This window comes from Ferrovum sp. JA12, from assembly GCF_001431705.1.
Taxonomy (GTDB): domain Bacteria; phylum Pseudomonadota; class Gammaproteobacteria; order Burkholderiales; family Ferrovaceae; genus PN-J185.
The window spans coordinates 345,819-364,551 of record NZ_LJWX01000002.1 but is presented as its reverse complement, the minus strand read 5'-3'; the positions used below and the strand labels follow the sequence as shown (position 1 = coordinate 364,551).

Annotated in this window: 18 protein-coding genes; 9 read left to right on the top strand and 9 right to left on the bottom strand. The window is 43.3% G+C overall.

Going from position 1 to position 18,733, the window contains the following annotated elements:
* The first annotated feature begins 36 nt into the window (after positions 1 to 36).
* From FERRO_RS06830 to FERRO_RS06800, 7 genes are all read left to right on the top strand, one after another.
* Complete coding sequence (locus FERRO_RS06830; RefSeq protein WP_056930131.1) at positions 37 to 912, top strand: phosphoribulokinase; 876 nt, start codon at positions 37 to 39, stop codon at positions 910 to 912.
* Complete coding sequence (gph, locus tag FERRO_RS06825) at positions 913 to 1,608, top strand: phosphoglycolate phosphatase (RefSeq protein WP_056930130.1); 696 nt, start codon at positions 913 to 915, stop codon at positions 1,606 to 1,608. It begins immediately after the preceding gene.
* A gap of 18 nt (positions 1,609 to 1,626) precedes the next feature.
* Positions 1,627 to 2,691 (top strand): class II fructose-bisphosphate aldolase, encoded by a 1,065-nt coding sequence (fba, locus tag FERRO_RS06820; protein ID WP_056930129.1) that lies wholly within the window; start codon positions 1,627 to 1,629, stop codon positions 2,689 to 2,691.
* 33 nt (positions 2,692 to 2,724) lie between these two features.
* Complete coding sequence (tkt, locus tag FERRO_RS06815) at positions 2,725 to 4,710, top strand: transketolase (RefSeq protein ID WP_082601232.1); 1,986 nt, start codon at positions 2,725 to 2,727, stop codon at positions 4,708 to 4,710.
* A 235-nt stretch (positions 4,711 to 4,945) separates the two neighbouring features.
* Complete coding sequence (locus tag FERRO_RS06810; RefSeq protein WP_056930128.1) at positions 4,946 to 6,409, top strand: hypothetical protein; 1,464 nt, start codon at positions 4,946 to 4,948, stop codon at positions 6,407 to 6,409.
* Between the two features lie 17 nt (positions 6,410 to 6,426).
* Positions 6,427 to 7,170, top strand: a complete 744-nt coding sequence (locus FERRO_RS06805; protein WP_056930127.1) for a c-type cytochrome — start codon at positions 6,427 to 6,429, stop codon at positions 7,168 to 7,170.
* 120 nt (positions 7,171 to 7,290) lie between these two features.
* Complete coding sequence (locus FERRO_RS06800) at positions 7,291 to 7,782, top strand: hypothetical protein (RefSeq protein WP_056930126.1); 492 nt, start codon at positions 7,291 to 7,293, stop codon at positions 7,780 to 7,782.
* Between the two features lie 5 nt (positions 7,783 to 7,787).
* On the opposite strand, the gene FERRO_RS06795 is transcribed toward FERRO_RS06800, so the two are convergent.
* The 3 genes from FERRO_RS06795 to FERRO_RS06785 form a co-directional block, all read right to left on the bottom strand.
* Complete coding sequence (locus tag FERRO_RS06795) at positions 7,788 to 8,621, bottom strand: histone deacetylase family protein (protein WP_056930125.1); 834 nt, start codon at positions 8,619 to 8,621, stop codon at positions 7,788 to 7,790.
* A gap of 69 nt (positions 8,622 to 8,690) precedes the next feature.
* Positions 8,691 to 9,056 carry a DUF2237 family protein gene (locus tag FERRO_RS06790; RefSeq protein WP_056930124.1) on the bottom strand — a complete coding sequence of 122 codons (366 nt, stop codon included), beginning with the start codon at positions 9,054 to 9,056 and terminating at the stop codon, positions 8,691 to 8,693.
* 2 nt (positions 9,057 to 9,058) lie between these two features.
* The gene (locus tag FERRO_RS06785; protein WP_152975725.1) at positions 9,059 to 9,685 is read right to left on the bottom strand and encodes a cytochrome b; all 627 of its coding nucleotides are present in this window, start codon (positions 9,683 to 9,685) and stop codon (positions 9,059 to 9,061) included.
* Positions 9,686 to 9,754: 69 nt separating this feature from the next.
* Between FERRO_RS06785 and FERRO_RS06780 the strand changes: the two genes are divergently transcribed.
* Complete coding sequence (locus FERRO_RS06780; protein ID WP_056930123.1) at positions 9,755 to 11,185, top strand: glycosyltransferase family 2 protein; 1,431 nt, start codon at positions 9,755 to 9,757, stop codon at positions 11,183 to 11,185.
* Positions 11,186 to 11,188: 3 nt separating this feature from the next.
* Here the strand turns inward: FERRO_RS06780 and FERRO_RS06775 are convergent, their stop codons facing one another.
* Genes FERRO_RS06775 through FERRO_RS06765 form a run of 3 tightly spaced genes read right to left on the bottom strand, consistent with a single transcriptional unit; the run spans position 11,189 to position 15,958 of the window.
* Entirely contained in the window at positions 11,189 to 12,067 is an 879-nt protein-coding gene (locus FERRO_RS06775) for a TIGR01459 family HAD-type hydrolase (RefSeq protein WP_056930122.1), read from the bottom strand.
* A 23-nt stretch (positions 12,068 to 12,090) separates the two neighbouring features.
* Positions 12,091 to 14,445 carry a putative inorganic carbon transporter subunit DabA gene (locus tag FERRO_RS06770; protein WP_056930121.1) on the bottom strand — a complete coding sequence of 785 codons (2,355 nt, stop codon included), beginning with the start codon at positions 14,443 to 14,445 and terminating at the stop codon, positions 12,091 to 12,093.
* Positions 14,432 to 15,958 (bottom strand): proton-conducting transporter transmembrane domain-containing protein, encoded by a 1,527-nt coding sequence (locus tag FERRO_RS06765; RefSeq protein ID WP_056930120.1) that lies wholly within the window; start codon positions 15,956 to 15,958, stop codon positions 14,432 to 14,434. Before FERRO_RS06765 ends, FERRO_RS06770 begins: the two co-directional genes overlap by 14 nt.
* Before the next feature lie 103 nt (positions 15,959 to 16,061).
* On the opposite strand from FERRO_RS06765, the gene FERRO_RS06760 reads away from it, so the two are divergent.
* Positions 16,062 to 16,937 carry a LysR family transcriptional regulator gene (locus FERRO_RS06760; RefSeq protein ID WP_056930629.1) on the top strand — a complete coding sequence of 292 codons (876 nt, stop codon included), beginning with the start codon at positions 16,062 to 16,064 and terminating at the stop codon, positions 16,935 to 16,937.
* A gap of 329 nt (positions 16,938 to 17,266) precedes the next feature.
* Here FERRO_RS06760 and FERRO_RS10670 read toward each other — a convergent pair whose 3' ends face one another.
* The 3 genes from FERRO_RS10670 to FERRO_RS06750 form a co-directional block, all read right to left on the bottom strand.
* The gene (locus tag FERRO_RS10670) at positions 17,267 to 17,443 is read right to left on the bottom strand and encodes a zf-HC2 domain-containing protein (RefSeq protein ID WP_082601283.1); all 177 of its coding nucleotides are present in this window, start codon (positions 17,441 to 17,443) and stop codon (positions 17,267 to 17,269) included.
* Positions 17,436 to 18,038 (bottom strand): sigma-70 family RNA polymerase sigma factor, encoded by a 603-nt coding sequence (locus FERRO_RS06755; RefSeq protein ID WP_056930119.1) that lies wholly within the window; start codon positions 18,036 to 18,038, stop codon positions 17,436 to 17,438. Before FERRO_RS06755 ends, FERRO_RS10670 begins: the two co-directional genes overlap by 8 nt.
* A gap of 224 nt (positions 18,039 to 18,262) precedes the next feature.
* Positions 18,263 to 18,634, bottom strand: coding sequence for a hypothetical protein (locus FERRO_RS06750; protein WP_056930118.1), 372 nt, complete (start codon positions 18,632 to 18,634; stop codon positions 18,263 to 18,265).
* Positions 18,635 to 18,733: the final 99 nt, after the last annotated feature.

Genomic DNA, 18,733 nt, shown 5'->3' with positions numbered 1-18,733 from the left:
ATTAACCATAAATATACCCATTCAAGCGAGGTTACTATGTCACGTAAACACCCCATTATTGCTGTTACCGGCTCATCGGGAGCTGGCACCACTACGGTGATGAATAGTTTTAAACATATTTTTAGACGTGAAAAAATTCAAGCTCAAATTGTTGAGGGAGATTCCTTTCATCGTTATGACCGCAAAGCCATGCGCGCCGAAATGAAAGCGCAAGAAGAAAAAGGTAACATGAATTTTAGCCATTTTGGTCCCGAGGCTAACCTGTTAAAGGAACTTGCCACATTATTTAAGGCTTATGGCGAAACCGGTACAGGTAAAATCAGAAAGTATCTTCATGATGCCGGAGAAGCTGAACCCTTCAAACAAGACCCGGGCACTTTTACGCCATGGATGGATGTAGAGCTTGGATCTGATTTAATGTTCTATGAAGGCCTTCATGGCGCATATGCAGATACTGAAATCAATGTGGCTTCTCACGTTGATTTATTGGTAGGGGTGGTTCCTATTATCAACCTTGAGTGGATACAAAAGTTACATCGTGATCAAAAATTACGTGGCTATTCACAAGAGGCTGTCACTGATACGATTTTGCGACGCATGCCTGATTATGTGAGCCATATTTGCCCGCAGTTTTCGAGAACCCATGTGAACTTCCAGCGTGTACCAACGGTGGACACCTCCAATCCCTTTATCGCCAATGATATCCCCTCGCCCGATGAGAGTATGGTGGTCATTCGCTTTGCTAACCCGAAGGGTATAGATTTTCCGTATCTCTTGTCTATGCTCGATAACTCCTGGATGACAAGACCTAATACCTTGGTAATTCCTGGTGGTAAGATGGGGCTTGCCATGCAATTAATCTTCACACCCATGATCATGAAACTCATGGATATAAAAAGTAAGTCTTTTTAAATGATGACCCTTAAATATATTTTTTTTGATTTGGATGGGACCTTAATTGATACCGCAGCCGAGATTACGGAAGCCACCAACCGGGCTCTGGCCGTCGATCAGATTGCCCCTCTGCCGCGCCAAGCAGTACAAAACTGGATTGGTAAAGGTACTGCTTGGTTATTCACTCAAGCGCTCAACCATGCTACTGGTAAGATAAGCGAGGAAAGTGAGCAGTTCAAGCGTTTGTATCCCGAATTTTTACGGCAATATCAATTGGTGACGGGACAATTTAGTGAGCCTTTCTCCGATATGGAAAAAGTACTGTCCCTTCTTAAAAAAGAAGGTCTAAAACTGGGTGTTGTGACCAATAAAGAACGCGCGCTAACCTTGCAATTGTTGGAACATCTTCAACTCATGCACTACTTTGATGTGGTGGTAGCAGGAGGCGATGCCAAGCGTGGTAAACCCCATCCTGATCCCCTTATTCTGGCTCTTGAAAAGGCGGGGGTCGTCGCTGATGAAATACTGTTTGTGGGTGATTCAATTAATGACATTGAGGCCGCCAGAGCCGCACATATTTCTATCTGGGCCTTCACCCATGGCTATAATCATGGTGTACCCATTATTGAAGCCCATCCAGATCGCGTCATTAACGGTTTTAATGATTTATATATACAATTAAAAACAACCTTTACTTTTTCACCAATACATTAATTTAAGAGGTATTAGAATATGGCACTCATCTCCTTACGTCAATTACTTGATCACGCAGCTGAACATGGCTACGGCTTACCCGCCTTTAACGTAAATAATCTGGAACAAATTCAAGCGATCATGGAGGCGGCTAAAGCCACCAACAGCCCCGTGATTATGCAAGGATCCGCCGGTGCCAGAAAATACGCAGGGGAACCTTTTTTACGCAAACTCATTGAAGCAGCCGTAGAAATGTATCCTGAAATCCCAATTTGTATGCACCAAGATCATGGAGCTAGCCCCTCCGTGTGCCAGCGCTCTATTCGCTCAGGTTTCTCCAGCGTCATGATGGATGGCTCTCTCATGGAAGACATGAAAACCCCCTCAAGCTTTGACTACAACGTGGATGTCACTCGTCGGGTGGTGGACATGGCCCATGCTGTGGGCGTCTCTGTGGAAGGCGAATTGGGATGTCTAGGCTCCTTGGAATCGGGCATGATGGGAGAAGAAGATGGTCATGGTTCTGATAAACAACTCAGTCACGATCAGCTCTTAACTGACCCTGAACAAGCCGCAGATTTTGTGCGTAAAACCGAGGTTGATGCCTTAGCTATTGCCATTGGAACGAGTCATGGTGCGTATAAATTCACTAAGGCTCCTACAGGAGACACTCTTGCTATCTGGCGCGTGAAAGAAATTCATGCTCGTATTCCTAATACTCATCTTGTTATGCATGGTTCCTCTTCAGTACCGCAAGAGTGGTTAGAAGTAATTCGGGCCAACGGTGGGGATATCAAAGAAACCTACGGCGTACCTGTGGCTGAGATCGTGGAAGCCATTAAGTACGGGGTACGTAAAATCAATATTGATACGGATATTCGCCTTGCCATGACAGGTGCCGTCCGTGCCCACCTCTTTAAAAACCCAGGTGAATTTGATCCCCGTAAATTCTTAATTGATGCCAAAAAGGCCGCTGTAGGGATTTGCAAAGATCGCTTTGAAGCTTTTGGCAGCGCTGGTCAAGCGGACAAAATCAAACCGATCAGTTTAGAGACCATGAGTGAGCAATATGTCAAGGGTACATTAAAACCTCAGGTCAAATAAAGATTACAAAAATTAAGGGAGAGGAAAACCATCATGACACAAGTGAGCACCAGCCAGATGGCTAATGCTATACGGGCCTTAGCCATGGATGCGGTACAAAAAGCCAATTCTGGGCATCCAGGAGCGCCTATGGGTATGGCCGATATGGCCGTTGCCCTGTGGGCAAAACATCTCAAACATAATCCTAAAAATCCACTATGGGCAGATCGCGATCGTTTTGTGCTATCCAACGGTCATGGGTCCATGCTGATTTATGCTCTACTCCATTTGACGGGTTATGACCTACCCATTGAGGAAATTAAAAACTTCCGTCAATTACATAGTAAAACCCCCGGTCACCCTGAGTACGGCATCACAGCTGGCATAGAAACCACCACAGGACCTCTTGGTCAAGGTATCACCAATGCCGTGGGGATGGCGTTGGCTGAGCGCATGATGGCTGAGCAATTCAACAAACCTGGGCATAGCATTGTTGATCATTACACCTATGCCTTTATGGGTGATGGGTGTTTGATGGAAGGCATTAGCCATGAAGCTTGTGCCTTAGCGGGTACCCTCGGCTTAAATAAATTAATTGCCTTTTGGGATGACAATGGTATTTCCATTGATGGTCATGTGGAAGCCTGGTTCGCCGATGATACACCCAAACGTTTTGAAGCCTATGGTTGGCATGTCATCCGTAATATTGATGGCCATAATGTGGTAGCGCTCACCCAGGCTATTGACAACGCTAAACAAAGTGGACAGCCTACTCTTATTTGTTGCAAAACCAACATCGGCGAGGGTAGCCCCAATAAAGTGGGCACCCACGACGTACACGGCGCACCGCTAGGTCATGATGAGATTGCCGCCACCCGCGCTAAGCTTAACTGGCCCCATGAACCCTTTGTTATCCCTCAGGAAATTTATGCTGCCTGGGATGCCACTGACTCCGGCAAACAAGCTGAACAGGCTTGGCAGGAGAGGTTTAACGCCTATGCAACAGCCTATCCTCATGAGGCAAAAGAATTCTTACGACGTATGGCTGGAGATCTACCCCAGGCTTTTGAATTAACGGTCATGGAATTTATTGCCAAGTGCTGTGATAAGGGTGAGAGCATTGCTTCGCGTAAGGCCAGTCAAAATACGCTAGAGGCTTATGGTCCAATTTTGCCAGAGTTCTTTGGTGGCTCTGCCGATTTAACCGGCTCCAACTTAACCAACTGGAGTGGCTCAAAGCCGCTTAAAAAAGGAGTGCCTGGTAACTACTTAAGCTATGGCGTCAGAGAGTTCGGCATGAGCGCAATCATGAACGGTGTAGCCCTCCATGGTGGTTTTATTCCTTACGGCGGCACTTTCCTAACCTTTTCAGATTACAGCCGTAATGCTTTGAGAATGGCTGCTCTCATGAGAATCCGCACCCTTTTCGTGTTCACCCATGATTCTATCGGTTTAGGGGAAGATGGCCCTACTCACCAATCCATTGAACAGGTTTCAAGCTTAAGACTGATCCCTAACATGGATGTATGGCGCCCTGCCGACACCACGGAAACTGCTGTGGCTTGGGCACAAGCCATTGAACGCAAGCAGGGTCCCAGTTGCTTAATTTTTAGTCGCCAAAACCTACCCTTTCAGTCACGTACGCCTGAGCAAATCGTTAATATTGCGAAGGGAGGCTATGTGTTAAAAGAGTCCGAAGGCATGGCCCAAGCAGTGATAATTGCCACTGGTTCTGAAGTGGGTATTGCGGTGGAGTCACAGCAACACCTCCTCAAAGAGGGCATTCCTGTCAGGGTAGTTTCTATGCCCTCCACCTTTGCCTTTGATCAACAAAGTAAGGAGTATCAAGAGAGCGTATTACCCCCTGGTATTCCTCGTGTGGCCATTGAGGCAGGATCCACTGCTTTGTGGTGGAAATATGGAACCAAAGCGGTTTTAGGCATTGATACCTTTGGTGAATCAGCTCCTGCTGGCGCACTCTTTAAACACTTCAAATTAACTGCTGAGCATTTAAGCTCAACGGTCAAATCTATCTTGTAATGAGTGCAACGCAACAACCAGTTTCTTGGTTGTTGCGTAATATTCACTTACCCGTTCTTATCTGTAACATTTTAGCAACAATATATTGACAATAGCTTGCATTCATTCAAAATGGTGATGCGGTATTAAGTCTTCAATTCTGTCTAAATGAAATACAAAAGTTGTTAATAAATACTTGTCTGCAAAGTAAGGGCAGGATTTGAGGGATTCATTAAATTATTAGGGGGTTTTCACAATGAAAATGATAAGCTTTTTATTTAAAGCTCGAGGTGCTTTATTAGCCCTCATGGGAGGGTTGGTATTACTCTCCTCATTGGACGCCAATGCTATTCCTGTGTTTGCACGTCAAACCGGGTTTAAGTGTGTGGCCTGTCACGTGGGTGGAGAATATCCACAATTAACAGCGTTAGGTCGTTATTTTAAACTGACGGGTTATACACAAGGTGATGCGAAAGATATCTTTGGTGAAATGACTACCAATTTAGATCGCGCACCATTTTCTGTGTGGTTACAAGCTTCAAAACAATGGTATGCCAACACTCAACCAGGTGGCATTAACGGAAATGCGCCTACATCTCAATTTTCAGGCCAAACCATTAGCTTATTCACTGGCGGTCATTTAACCGATCATGTTGGTGCCTTTATCCAATGGACGGCAGCAAAATATGATGGTTTAACTACCTCTTCAACTGGTCCAACAGCTCCCTTAAACTGGACAGTATCCATTGATAACTCTGAGGTTCGCGTTGCCGATCACAGAATTAATAAATCTGGAGATTGGATTTATGGTGCTTACATAAACAACCGTATTACTATGTCCGACGTGTGGAACACACAAGAGAACTGGACATCTGACTGGATTGGTTATTTTAATGCTGGCTTTAATGGCGTTACTGGATTAGCTCCTACCACTGAACTTCAGAGTGGTTCAACCCAACACAATAACGTTGGTGTAGGGACTTATCTTTATAAAGATAAAACCTGGTATGGTGAACTGGCCGTTTATAGAAAAGTATCTAATGGTCCATTGTCGGTATTCACAGAAGGCGTTGATGCAGGTTCAGCTCCCACTTTGAATAATAACCTATATACCCGTTTTGGTTACAATAAAGAATGGGGTCCACATGAACTATTCATTGGTCTTCATGGTTTATTTGGTTCAGGTGATCCCTATGGAGTAAATATTGGTACTACGGCAAATCCTATTACCTTCTATAGTTCAGCTAATAACCAAGCCACCTGGCAAGACATGGGGGTTGATGCGCAATATCAATACATTTTAGATCCTCATTATTTTTCTGCACACTTCCGTTTAACTCATGAAAACATGCAAAACAGCGCTCCTTTAATTGGAGGAACTGTAGCAAATGCCAACAATAATCTTAATGAATATTGGGCTGACATGACTTATATTTACAAAGCTAAATATGGTGCAATGTTATTCTTCCATGGTGCCAGAGGAAGTAGCGATACTGTTTTATATTCAAGCGGCGTAAGTGGTAGTCCTGACTGGGATTCAATCATGCCTAGCATCTTCTGGTCCCCTTACCAAAACATTCGTATTGGTTTGATGGAAACTTTTTACACGCGCTTAGGTGGTACTACAAGTTCACTGATTACCAACCCAGTGGCAGGAAGTGGCAATCTGAGTCCACACTCCTTTAACACCACGATGCTTTACGGTAGCGTAATTTATTAATCTGGAGAGGAATGACTATGAAAACTATCACAAAAATCATCTCACTCTCAGCCATGACATTGGCGCTAGCCTCCTGTTCTGATTTGGGTTCAAACCCAATGCACTCAGCTGAGAGAAGTCGTAATCTTGACAATCCTAAAGTCACTGGAGAAACCTATGCACAGCAAGTTTGCTCAACGTGCCATGGTTTAAACGGTCAATCTATTAATCCCACTTTCCCAAATCTAGCTCACCAGACGAAGGAATACATAGCTACTGAACTTCATGAGTTAAAGGATGAAACTCGTCTTGATCCAAAAGCTCAGCAGTTTATGTGGGGAGTTGCCCGAAACCTGACTGATAAGCAAATTAATGAACTTGCTGACTATTACTCCAAACAACCTGCCCCAGTGAACACCAACTACGCTGATCCTAAGTTGGCAGCTGAGGGTAAAAAAATCTGGCAAGAAGGTAACCTCTCACAAGGAGTTCCCGCATGCTCAGGTTGCCATGGAGAAAATGCTGAAGGTGCGGCTAATATTCCACGGTTAGCAGGTCAACATAAAAACTACCTTTATAAACAATTAATGGTGTTTAATGATGATTATGAATTAGTTAATGACCACAAAGACATTCAAAGCAATTTGGAGTTACCTGGTACACAAGAAAATGGTCAACCATGGCGAGCTGGTAACAACGGTGCAGTCATGGAATTAATGGCTCATGGTTTGAACGATGAACAAAAAGAAGCAGTAGCTAACTATTTGCAAACTGTTCGTTAATCAAATAACCCTGTACTTAAAACCCCGCTTAGGCGGGGTTTTTTTATGTTGATGATTTCAAGTTGCTAAACAAAAGTAATCTAGGTAAAGTAAACTAATATTAATTTTTTTATAAAGCTAATGATGATTAAAAATGTATTCCTTAGCCTAGCTTTTTCACTGGCCTTAATCTCTTGTGCCAATAACTCAACCACTAGTTTTGGAACCAGTCAAGGTGATGCAGTGGACCCTGTTAAATCTCAGCTCTTTGGTGACATGCCTCTCCCTCCCGGAGTAAAACTGAATAATGATCGCTCTATGATTTTAGGCGGAGGAAACAATTGGGTGGGTCATGTGGAACTTAATGGTAATCAAAATCTAACGGATACCTATGTTTTCTTCAAGAATCAGTTCCCAAGTTCAGGGTGGCAATTAGTCTCCGCAACCAAATCTAAGACAAGCTTACTGGTGTTCATTAAAGGCGATCGAACTGCTACCGTTGAAATTACCGATGGCGGAGATTTAATTGGCAACAGTTCAGTGATTATCATAACTGTAGCCCCCAAAGACACACTGGACTCAACTGGTACAGGGTCAACGTCGCAGTTACCGAGTGGTCAGCCAGCACAGTAAAACCATTATCTTTTTTTAAACTCTCCCGCTAAACGGATAGTGTTGGTGTGAAGTCTCACCGTGGTGGATACATCGTTGCCATAGCCTCCTCCCATAACGACTATGCACTTGGCCTGATGATCATTGATCCATTCAAAAACCCGTTGATCCCGGCGCTTGAGTCCCTCTTCTGTTAACATAAGACGACCTAATCGGTCGTTTTCATGAGGATCAGTGCCCGCTAAATAAAACACACAATCAGGTTTAATCTCTTTTTCAATTATTCTTAAAGCATCATGGAGTTTCTTCAGATACATCTCGTCGGTACAGCCATCGGGAAGCGCTATGTCTAATGTGCTTTTTTCTTTTGTAAACGGATAATTATTTTTCCCATGCATGGAAAAAGTAAACACTTGTTTGTGATGAGTAAGAATCGCTGCCGTGCCATCGCCTTGATGTACATCCAAATCCACCACGACTATTTTAAAACTTGGCAAGTGTTCTAATAGATTGAGGGAGGCCACAGCAATATCATTGAATACACAAAAGCCACCGCCTCGCCCTTGATGGGCATGATGGGTGCCTCCAGCAAGACTGGCTGCCATAGAATTGTCTAGCGCTGTTAAGGCTGCCTGATAAGTGGCTCCCACCGATCTCAAGGAGCGCTCCACCATTCTCGGACTCCAGGGAAAACCGATTTCTTTCATTTCTAACTTAGTCAAGTTACCGCTAATCACCCGATCAATATAGCTCTCATCATGGGCGCAAAGTAATTGTTGAGGATCTATTTTCGGCGCTTCATGAAAAACAATATGCGGTAACTCCGCCACAGCGTGGTAGAGCATGGCATACTTTTCCATAAGAAATCGGTGCCCTGGAGGCAGGGGTAATACAAAGTGATGACTGGTATAGACGTCTAACACATTTATTTAATAAGCGTATTGTGTCAAGGCTCCTAAAGACACAATACTAAGCGTTTTTTCATGGGTACTCTGTAACACTACTTGAGGAGCCATCCCTGCTTCGTAGGCTTCGCGCCAGCGCCGCGCACATAAACACCATTTATCGCCCGCCTTTAAACCCTTAAAACGATACTCTGGACGTGGTGTTGATAAATCATTGCCTCTCTCTTTTGAGAATTGCAAAAACTCCTCAGTCATCACCGCGCAAACGGTATGTGTTCCTAAATCTTCAACCCCAGTATGGCAACATCCATCTCGGTAGAATCCAGTTAGAGGGGAATACGAGCAGGCCTCTAATGCCTCACCTAAAACATTTTTTGCATTAATATCCATAATTACCTTTGTCTCAAGCTCATTCGTGATAAGACCGATACTTTATCTAGTTTTTCATGTTTATAAACGGCAATGATATGAATCGCCAATACAGCATATAACGTATAGTTTAACCCTGTATGCACTGTACCAAAGAGTTGATGAAGATATTCCTTGGTGCCGGGCTCAAGGTTCATGATCACACCAATCCTAGGCCATGAAACAAGACCAAACAAAGTCATGGGATGGCTAGAAGCCCCCTTCCAAGCAGAATCGTGTAACCACCCTGAAAAGGGGACCGCGACAATGAGTAGATACAGCAATGCATGGCCGAAGCTTGCCAAACGTAGCTCCCATATTTGCAAATGCTGAGGTAAGGGTGGCGGTTGGTGGGTTAAACGCCAGAGAATACGCATCAGGACTAAAAATAAAACAATAATTCCAAGGGATTTATGAAAATCAATAACAGACCTTAAATTTCGTTCTGGCCACCAATCATCGGTTAACGCCAATAACCCATTAAGTAGTAGTAATACCGCCACCAGCCAATGCATTAGCCGGGCAATCAACGTATAGTGCAAACTGACTTGTCTCATAGTGAAATTATTAAATAAAAACTGTTGTTTATATAGAGTTTTTTTAGAGCTCATGGTTCCCATGGGGGAACCTTATAGGGTTAATTCCTTCTAAAATAATTGTGAAATTAATGATTCTCCCTTATGAACCCACTTGATGTTGCTTTTAATCGCTGTTCGCCAAGGCTATTGCCCCGTAAAGCTCCTGTTTTTAGCTATCTATTAACCTTTGGAGTAACCCTTCTGTGGCTTGGCCTGTTAAGTCGAGCCTTTGCCTCTCACTCCCTTCTCGCCTGGTCAGCAGGTATTGTCTATGTGAGTTACGATACTCTACTAATTATTCTCATAACCCTCACCAGCTTGCCCTTGATATTACATAAAAGACCACAGCTTCATGCTGCCCCACTAAAAAACTTATCGGTAGGCGTTATTGTTCCAGCCTTCAATGAAGCACCAGTACTCGTCAGAACCCTTAAAGCTCTTATCCAACAAAAGTCACCTGCCGATAAAATTATCTTAGCAGATGATGGCTCAACGGATAATAGTTCACAGGTATTAGAGCAATTCTTGCAACTTAACACCCCGAAGAAGGGTGAGCTCAGCGCTGCTTCCCCTCGTTTCTCAAATATTTATTGGTTGCGTCTTCCCCATAGAGGAAAAGCTCAAACCCTCAATCACACCCTGCCCTATTTACACACAGACCTAATTGTTACGGTAGACGCTGATACGAGACTTGACCAAGCAGCTCTGCAAGAGGCAAAAACATATTTTACTGATCACCCACGGGTGGTAGCCGCCACAGGCATTCTAACCCCACAATGTGCCCCTCACACTAAAGGTAAGATACTTGAATTGTTTCAGCGCTACGAATATATCCGTAATTTTATCTCTCGCTATAGCTTTATGCGTGTTGACAGCCTTCTTCTCATTTCAGGAGCCCTCGCCATCTTTAAACGTGATTCACTTGTCTGCGTGGGAGGGTTTGATCCTGAGTGCTTGGTGGAGGACTATGAAGTGATTCACCGACTGCATCGCTTTAGTGTGGAGCATCAGCAAGACTGGCACACCGCGGTCATTGGCAGTGTTCAAGGCATCACAAGCTCCCCTTCCACCATCGGCTCCTTTCTGAAGCAACGTCGCCGATGGTTTGCAGGTTTCTTGCAAACACAACACTGGAACCGTGACATGATCGGTAACCCTAAATTTAAGTTACTGGGGCTTTTAATGATGCCCATTAAAACCTTTGATACTCATCAACCGGTGTATGGTCTTTCAGCCTTTACGCTGTTATTGTGGTATGTGCTCAGCGGTCAGTTAAGCTTGGTACTTGGTATCTTATCCATTATGCTGAGTAAAGTCATGTTTGACAGTCTCTATCATCTATGGTCTATTCTCTTATACCGCCGTTGGACGGGACTCAAACATACCTCCCCTATCGCCTATGCCCTGTTATCATCCCTCCTTGAACCCTTTAGCTTTCAATTGCTGCGTCACCTTGGTGCCACCTTGGGCTGGTTTCATTTCATGACCGGACAACGACAATGGGGGAAAGAAAAGCGCGCACACATTGTTTAACAACTACTGTACCTGATCCATCATATAGGTAGGAATGGGTAACCCTTCCCTCTGCCAATGACTCACTACTTCTATATCACTGTTGGAGTCTTTAAATAAGCTCTTATGAATACCAGAGCGCATTAGAACACTATCCATGTTCATGGTAGAGGCGCCCAATATATCATGATGAATGGAGTCCCCCACCATTAACACCTGACGGCTATCCGTTATTAGATAATGATTCAAGGTGTATTGATAAACCAGCGCATCAGGTTTACCAATGAATTCAACCTTTCCGCCTAGATCTTTCACATACTGCCCATAGAACCCAACGCTGGGTTTGATGCCCTGCGGGGTAAAGCGATGGATGTCTGGGTTAATACATAATAGTGGTAAGTGATGATGGTAAATGTCACGCATCAATTGTTCATAAAACTCGTGAGGCAATTCATCCGTGAGGCCAGCTAAGACTACCGCCTGATAATAGGTTAATAAAGAGAGATCCTGATCTAAACCCGCCAACGTATCTAGAGTTGAATCGAGCCAGAGGATTTTTTTATGGATAAATTGGTTGATTTTAGTATGAGCACACTCAAAGGCCCAGCGGGCCACGTCGCCACTCGTAACAATATGGTGGGCCAGGTCTCTATCAAGCCCCATGTCGAGTAATCGATCACAGTTCACGGCGGCGGATTTGCCAGAGTTACTTAAAATAATGATGTGCTTATTTAGCTCAGCTAAGTGTCTTAAGGTTTTGTTGACATGGGGATATAAATATTGACCATTATGTAGAACGCCCCACTGATCAAATAAGAATACTTGGTAGCGATCAGCTATGGCTAACAGAGAGTGAATAGATTGAGGGGATTCATTCGGATAATTCATGGGTTGTGGTTTCATCAGATATCTCACTGTTTAAAAAGTTAGAAGGCTATCCATTGCTGTGGTGTATAGAGTAAAAATTCATTGTTTTGCCAACTAAATAAATGAATCCATCTCCCATTCACTAAGTCCCGTAAGACAGAATGCTGATTAATCACTGTTTCAAGGGCTGTGGGTGGCGCACTCACCACCACTGTCAGACGCTGTGCTTCATGACGCCATTGTTCCCCATCATGCAGAGATTGTTTAGCCAGCCCTAAGCGCAAATCGCCACTGTTCCCTTCAAAAACACCCAAGTCCCCTCCTACCACGTTATGCAGTAATTTATTACCACTGCCCAACACATCAGGCAAGGTCCTTGAAGTGAAATAACCCATATTTATCCAGTGGGAAACAATTAAAGGGGCCAACAAAATCTGTTCTAATCGTTTCCAGTCATGGTCTTGCGCTTCATCATAGTCATGTAAAAAAACACGACCCTGTAACGGGCATCCCTTCGTTTGGGAACGCGGTGCAATAATTAAGGCAGCATTATTAATTAGTCCCCATTCAGGGCGTACCTGCGCCCAGTTGTGGGTTTTATCGCGCCTTGATGAGGAACGGACGTGTTCGTGATGGCTCGTGAACACATGGGAGGCTACCTGAGAGAATAATTGTTTTACATATTCGCCCTCTCTGTGGTGGTCCTCTAACAAGTCAATTTGCTGGGCTGTGGTGTTGTGATGGGCTGCATAAAAGCGCGTCTCCTGAGGGATAAGATAGCCTTCATTGTTTAGCCATCGCCGATGTGTCTCATCATTTAAAAGCCGCGCCATGAGAATTGCATTCAGCGCCCCTGACTGACCGCCACAGGCGCCACAGTCCAGGGAGTGTTGCTGGGGATTGTTAAGGCTTTGGGCGCCATGACCCACGATCACCACCCGTTTTGCTAATTTATTCTTAAGACCTGTTCCCTCTAAAAAGCTTTTCATGGCGCTCAGTATCAACTCGTCACTCATTTCAAGGGAGGTATCCTTTAATTGCTCAGTGATGTCTTGGTAATGAATGACGGACTGATCCCTTGAACAATGAAACAAATGGGTTATCAAGGAGAATAAATAAGTCATTCCAAAACCTTCTACCCATAATAAGGAGGATAGAGGATGAGATTTACTGATCTCTAAGGAGGATTTAAAGTAAGAGAGAATACGCTTCGTTAAGAGATGAAACCAACGGGATGAGTTTTGACTTCTCTTATGCCTGAGACTGCCGAGGGGTTTAAGTAAGCCATGATAGTAAGCAATGCTTTGGCCTTGGTGGGCACCTTGATAGATCACGGGTAAAGCAAAGAAGCCTGCAAAGCCCAACGTTTCAATTCCAGGATCGAGGTTTTCTAAGGCTCTTCTCATACTCTCTGAGCGTACATCAATACAGAAGATAAGCTGTGTATGAATGTCATCTTGCGTACCACTGTGTGCTGAATGGAGCGTTAATTCACCCATTAATTGCCGTTGATACTGAAACTCTTTTAACCATAACAACGAGTATTGTACATCTAGCGTAGCAGTTGCCGCCTCGGCATTATTGTGACGCCACTGCCCTTGCCACTGATCCCAAGGAGATCCCGTCTGACGAGAGCCCCTATCCACTAAATAATCCCAGGATACAAGAATAGCCAAGAAATCTTCCACATAATGCGTTGTTGTATCCAGCTCAACATGGTCTTGATAGGCGCACCAAGATACCCATCCCGGAAAAGCATAGAGATGACACTGAAACCAATCACTCCACCATTGACTATCTAAAGACAATTCGCGCACCACACAATCTATGGCTTCATGGGTATTATTGGGCAAACACAATAACCGTTGTTTGATGAAGGGATTAAATTGACCAAATTCCATATTCCATCTTTGTTCAAGATGCTTTTTCCAAAACAAATACAGATTGGTGTGTGTAGTATCACGCCACTGACTTTGCTGATGATCGGCAAAGGCTGCGGTGGTTTGTGAAATATGCAAGCGAATGGCCTCATTAAGATGGCCTTTGTACCCATCGTGCTCATCGGTTAGATGAAATAAGGTTTTCTTGTCAGAGTCAAATCTCACTGTCGCCTCAGTCCATAGTGGTAGCTTCTGATGAATCTGTTGATAATACTGGGTAGCTTGGGTTAACTCATCCTCTGATAAGCCCTCAAGGGGTGAGAGAGAGTCATTCTTACCATAGAGAGAGCGACCCGTCATGGCAAAAAACTTCTCAGCCCAATCTTTAAAGGGGATGGGTAGCTTGTGCCAAAAGGGATTCACCGCGATTTGCTGCGTCAAGGACCATTGCGGAGCTAGCGCTGTGTTGGCCTCAAGCAATGCTGCGTCTAACGCTCTCTGCCAGAGCTCTGGCGATACACTATGGGGTGTCATGTAAAGTCCTCGTCACGGAATTGGTGAACAGTGTTTTAAATTTTTCAGTAAGACCGACTAATACTTGAACCACATAATTACTCCACAGGGCATCCAGATAAAATCCTTCAAAGGCCCAAGTATTTAAGAGAGGAAAGCGGGATCCCAGTTGTCCACTTAAGATGAGAAAGTGCAAGAGATAGGTAATCAATAAAGTCGCCATGATCACTCGATTAACCCCTCCCGATAACTCTACAATCTGGGGAAACAAAGAGTTGAGCCATGTGTGGGAGAGAATTAATATAACCATGGTGACACTGAGCACCACTACCCTAATTAATAAGGAGAGAAGAGTCTCTTTCGTCAATAGCCACAACATGGGCGAAAGTAATAGTGATATAAAAAAAGTCTGTTGCCCTAATAAAGAAGACGTATTCACCCAGATGGCTAAAAGTTGTTCAATAGCAACAAATAGGGAGAGAGAGACTAGCGCTGAGAGAACTGGTGACAAGCAGTTTGGAGAAACGCTTCCTAGCATTCCCTTAATTTCCTCCTTGATAGGTTGTTCAGCCACTCGGCTCCCAGATAGAAGAAACGCTTGAGCCTTGTAAAGAGAGTGCCCAACAATATGAATCAGTGCCATCTCATACCAACCTTGGGCGCATTCAATGAATACAACACTCATTTGCGCGGTGGTTGACCAGGCTAGCCTGACTTTAATTGAGACTCTGGTTAACATCACCATGCTTGAGAGAATAAGACTCATTAAAGCCATTATCATTAACCATTCCCTCACCTCTGGATAATGGGTCCACCATGGATATAAACGCAACCACATCATGCCCGATAAATTCACAATCCCCGCATGCATGAAGGCCGATACTGGCGTTGGAACTTCCATCACCTGGATTAACCAGCCATGAAAGGGCATGATGGCAGCCTTAAGCATAAAAGCGGTCACGATCAATAGGAGAAAAAGTAAAGTGGAGTAGTGGTGGGGGGAAGTGAGTAACCGCTGGGATAAGAGGGCAATTGAAAAGGATCCCCCCTGTAAAGCCAGTCCGAGGAGACCGCTACCCATTAATATATTGGCCAGGGTATCATTGACCAATTGCTTATTAGCAATAGCATGAGTATGGGTGCGATCCCTATAAAATAACAGTAGTTGATTAACCACGAAGCCCATCACGCACCATGATAAAAATAAAAGAATAATAGATTGGCACAGTAGCAATAGAGCTACGCAAGAAGCTAATGTCAGTAGTAAACGTAAAAAAACTGTGCGTCTCCTTTCCCCAGACAAGTAATCGTAGGCAAAGGAAAAAATAACTATGGACAATAACTCTACTGAAGCGAGTAGCGACAAGGACAAGATGGCATCAAGTTCATGATGGATAATTGCCTGACACAAAAAAATGCCCACTAGTACACAAGCTAAAAATAACATCACAGGTATTTTTTTTATCCAATACTCTTTGCCATAGGATAAAAAAAGTGTTGATAAATGCAACAGTAAAATAAGAGACAACAACATACAGAGGACCCGTTAGATGAATTTGTATTAGTTTGACAGGCGTTAATTTATAAGTAAAATAGATAAAATATATATTTTTATTCGTTTTTAAAGAACAATGCCCATTAAGCAATTAAATTATCATCATCTTTACTATTTTTGGCAGGTGGCCAAAACGGGTCACCTCACCCAATGTGCAGAGCGTTTACATATAGCGCAATCGGCCTTATCTGCTCAAATTAAGCAATTAGAGGATGAGGTGGGACAGATGCTATTTTTACGTCACAATCGAAAGCTCACCTTGACCGATGCTGGCCATCAAGTATTACGTTATGCCGAGGCCATCTTTAATTTAGGCAATCAATTACTTAATGATTTGAATCAAGGCATTGGCAGTCACAACAAAATAATTAGAATTGGGGCGGTAGCTACCCTATCTCGGAACTTTCAGGAAAACTTTATTCGTCCAATTTTTAAGGAACCTGATGTCCATCTGGTACTGGAGTCAGCAAGCTTAACTGAATTATTAGAACGACTAAAACTACACCATCTGGATTTGATTTTATCCAATAAACCCATAGCCCTTGATCATGAATCTCATTGGCGATGTCGCTTAATTGCCAAACAAAGTGTGAGTTTAGTGGGCCCCCCACGTCACACTAACAAAGCATTTAAATTTCCCCAAGACTGTCAACAACTCCATCTTCTTCTGCCTGGCATTAGTAGTGATATCCGTAGTCAATTTGATGTATTGTGTGAGTCTCTTAACTTTCATCCCCTTCATTACAGTGAAGTGGATGACATGGCAATGCTGCGTTTACTGGCTCGAGATCAGGCAGGAGTGGCACTCGTCCCTGAGGTGGTGGTTCAAGATGAGTTGCAATACAAGACCCTAGAGAAATATTGCACCCTGCCCGATGTCACTGAAAACTTCTATGCCATTAGTCTCAATAAAGCCTTCCCCTCTGAAATATTTAACAAGTTATTAGCAGAAAACTAAAATGATCGTTTAAAGGGCAAATTGGTCATCACACTAATGTGATGCAAATTCCCTCCCACCTCTACGACTTAGCCTCATTTCTCAAGAGGTTTAATTAACACTATTGATTAAACATTTATTGAATCATCAGCCTGGGTAAGCGTTGACCTTTGTATAGAGTTAGATACAGCACAGAGAGGTCATACATTCTCGAATAAACCGATTATGGTGAAACAACGCCGTGCATCAGCTAGAGACTAGGCGGCCAAAATTGCTGTATTGTGGTCAATTATAGAGAGCAAAGTAGAGCAATCTACAAGCCTGCACTGCCGATGAGGGGAAAGGCTACACTATTTACCAGAAAAATAACGATCCAGTAATTGACGCATATCCTGAAGGTTATGATTAAAATTTGTGCAACCATCGCAAATAAAGAGGTGTAAACGAATCTTGATCCTTTCTATCCATGAAAGAGTTCTATCTTGGGCTTCCGAGAGAAGCTTTGTTATGTCTTGACAGTTATTCATCATAATTATTAACCGAATTATTCATGTACCAGTTGTTTTCTAGGCATTCTCTTAAACGTAACCTTGCGCGGTATAGTAAAACATTTATATTGGTGACCGTTAAGCGAAGAGTCACACCGATTTCTTTGACCTCTAGCCCTAGGTGCTCTCTCATCATGAATAATTGAGCTTGTTGTTTAGGTAACCGGTCAAGACACATCTCTAAAATAACCCAAAATTGCTTATCCTCAGCTTGCTGTTCTGGATTAGTCCAAGCTTGAGGTTTTTCACCGGGTAACCAATGACCCTGTTGATCGAATAACTCGTCCAAATCAGCCTCATCATCAACACTGAAAGAGCTTATATTGATACTACGGTTTTTTTGACGAATCAAATCAATAATTTTATTTTTTAAAATAGCAAAAACCCAAGTCTTAAACGCTGACTCACCCTGAAATTGTTGACTATTTTTTAGGGCTCCCAATATTGCCTCTTGGACCACATCCTCAGCCGCATGAATCTCCCCCAACTGCAGCAGAGCAAATTTCATCATAGTTCGTCTCATTTCTTCAAGTAATCGAGGATTACTTGTTAGCGCTGATTCAAGGGTATTCATAACAGATCCAATAACAGAACAGGATCTTATTGTATCTAATCTTTATGACTAATCCAGATCATTTTGTCTAAAGCAACACTATCCCAATACCTCCCTTCTTTTATCGGACAAAATTTTACGTCTTGGATTACTACTTAACAAACGATCCATTTTTTCATCACACACAACGAGTAGTTGCAATAGTACCGTTTTAATGCCTAAAGAGAGAACGGTATTTAACCCATTTACCACATTAATTTTTGGTAAATAAGAATTTCTCTTTCTTTTTTGTCCATCAATAAGCCATTTTTTGTACAAAACAAAATGTTCTTAACCTCCTGCCAAGAGTTCCCACCACCCACTGATTCACAATAAACTAGCCAAGGGGCTGTCCAGAGAAAGATAAACCCGGAGTCACCAAATGAAAAGCATTGCGCACTACTGACTTCATCAATAAAGACCTGATCTGGATAATGTGGACTTTCACACTGAGTAAGAGGCGTTTTAATAAGTATTAGAGGATTGTTCGTAAATGCAGGAACAATACTACTAAAACGCTCTCTTATTTGAAGATCAATGTCGTTAAATCGTTGATAAAGCTCCACCAAAGCGCTCATCTAAAGACCCCCTATCTGACATTTTTTTAGCGCCACTACTTACTGTGACTCACAAAGATGCTGTTGCGAGCGCTGAAATCAACTTATTATTTTTTATGT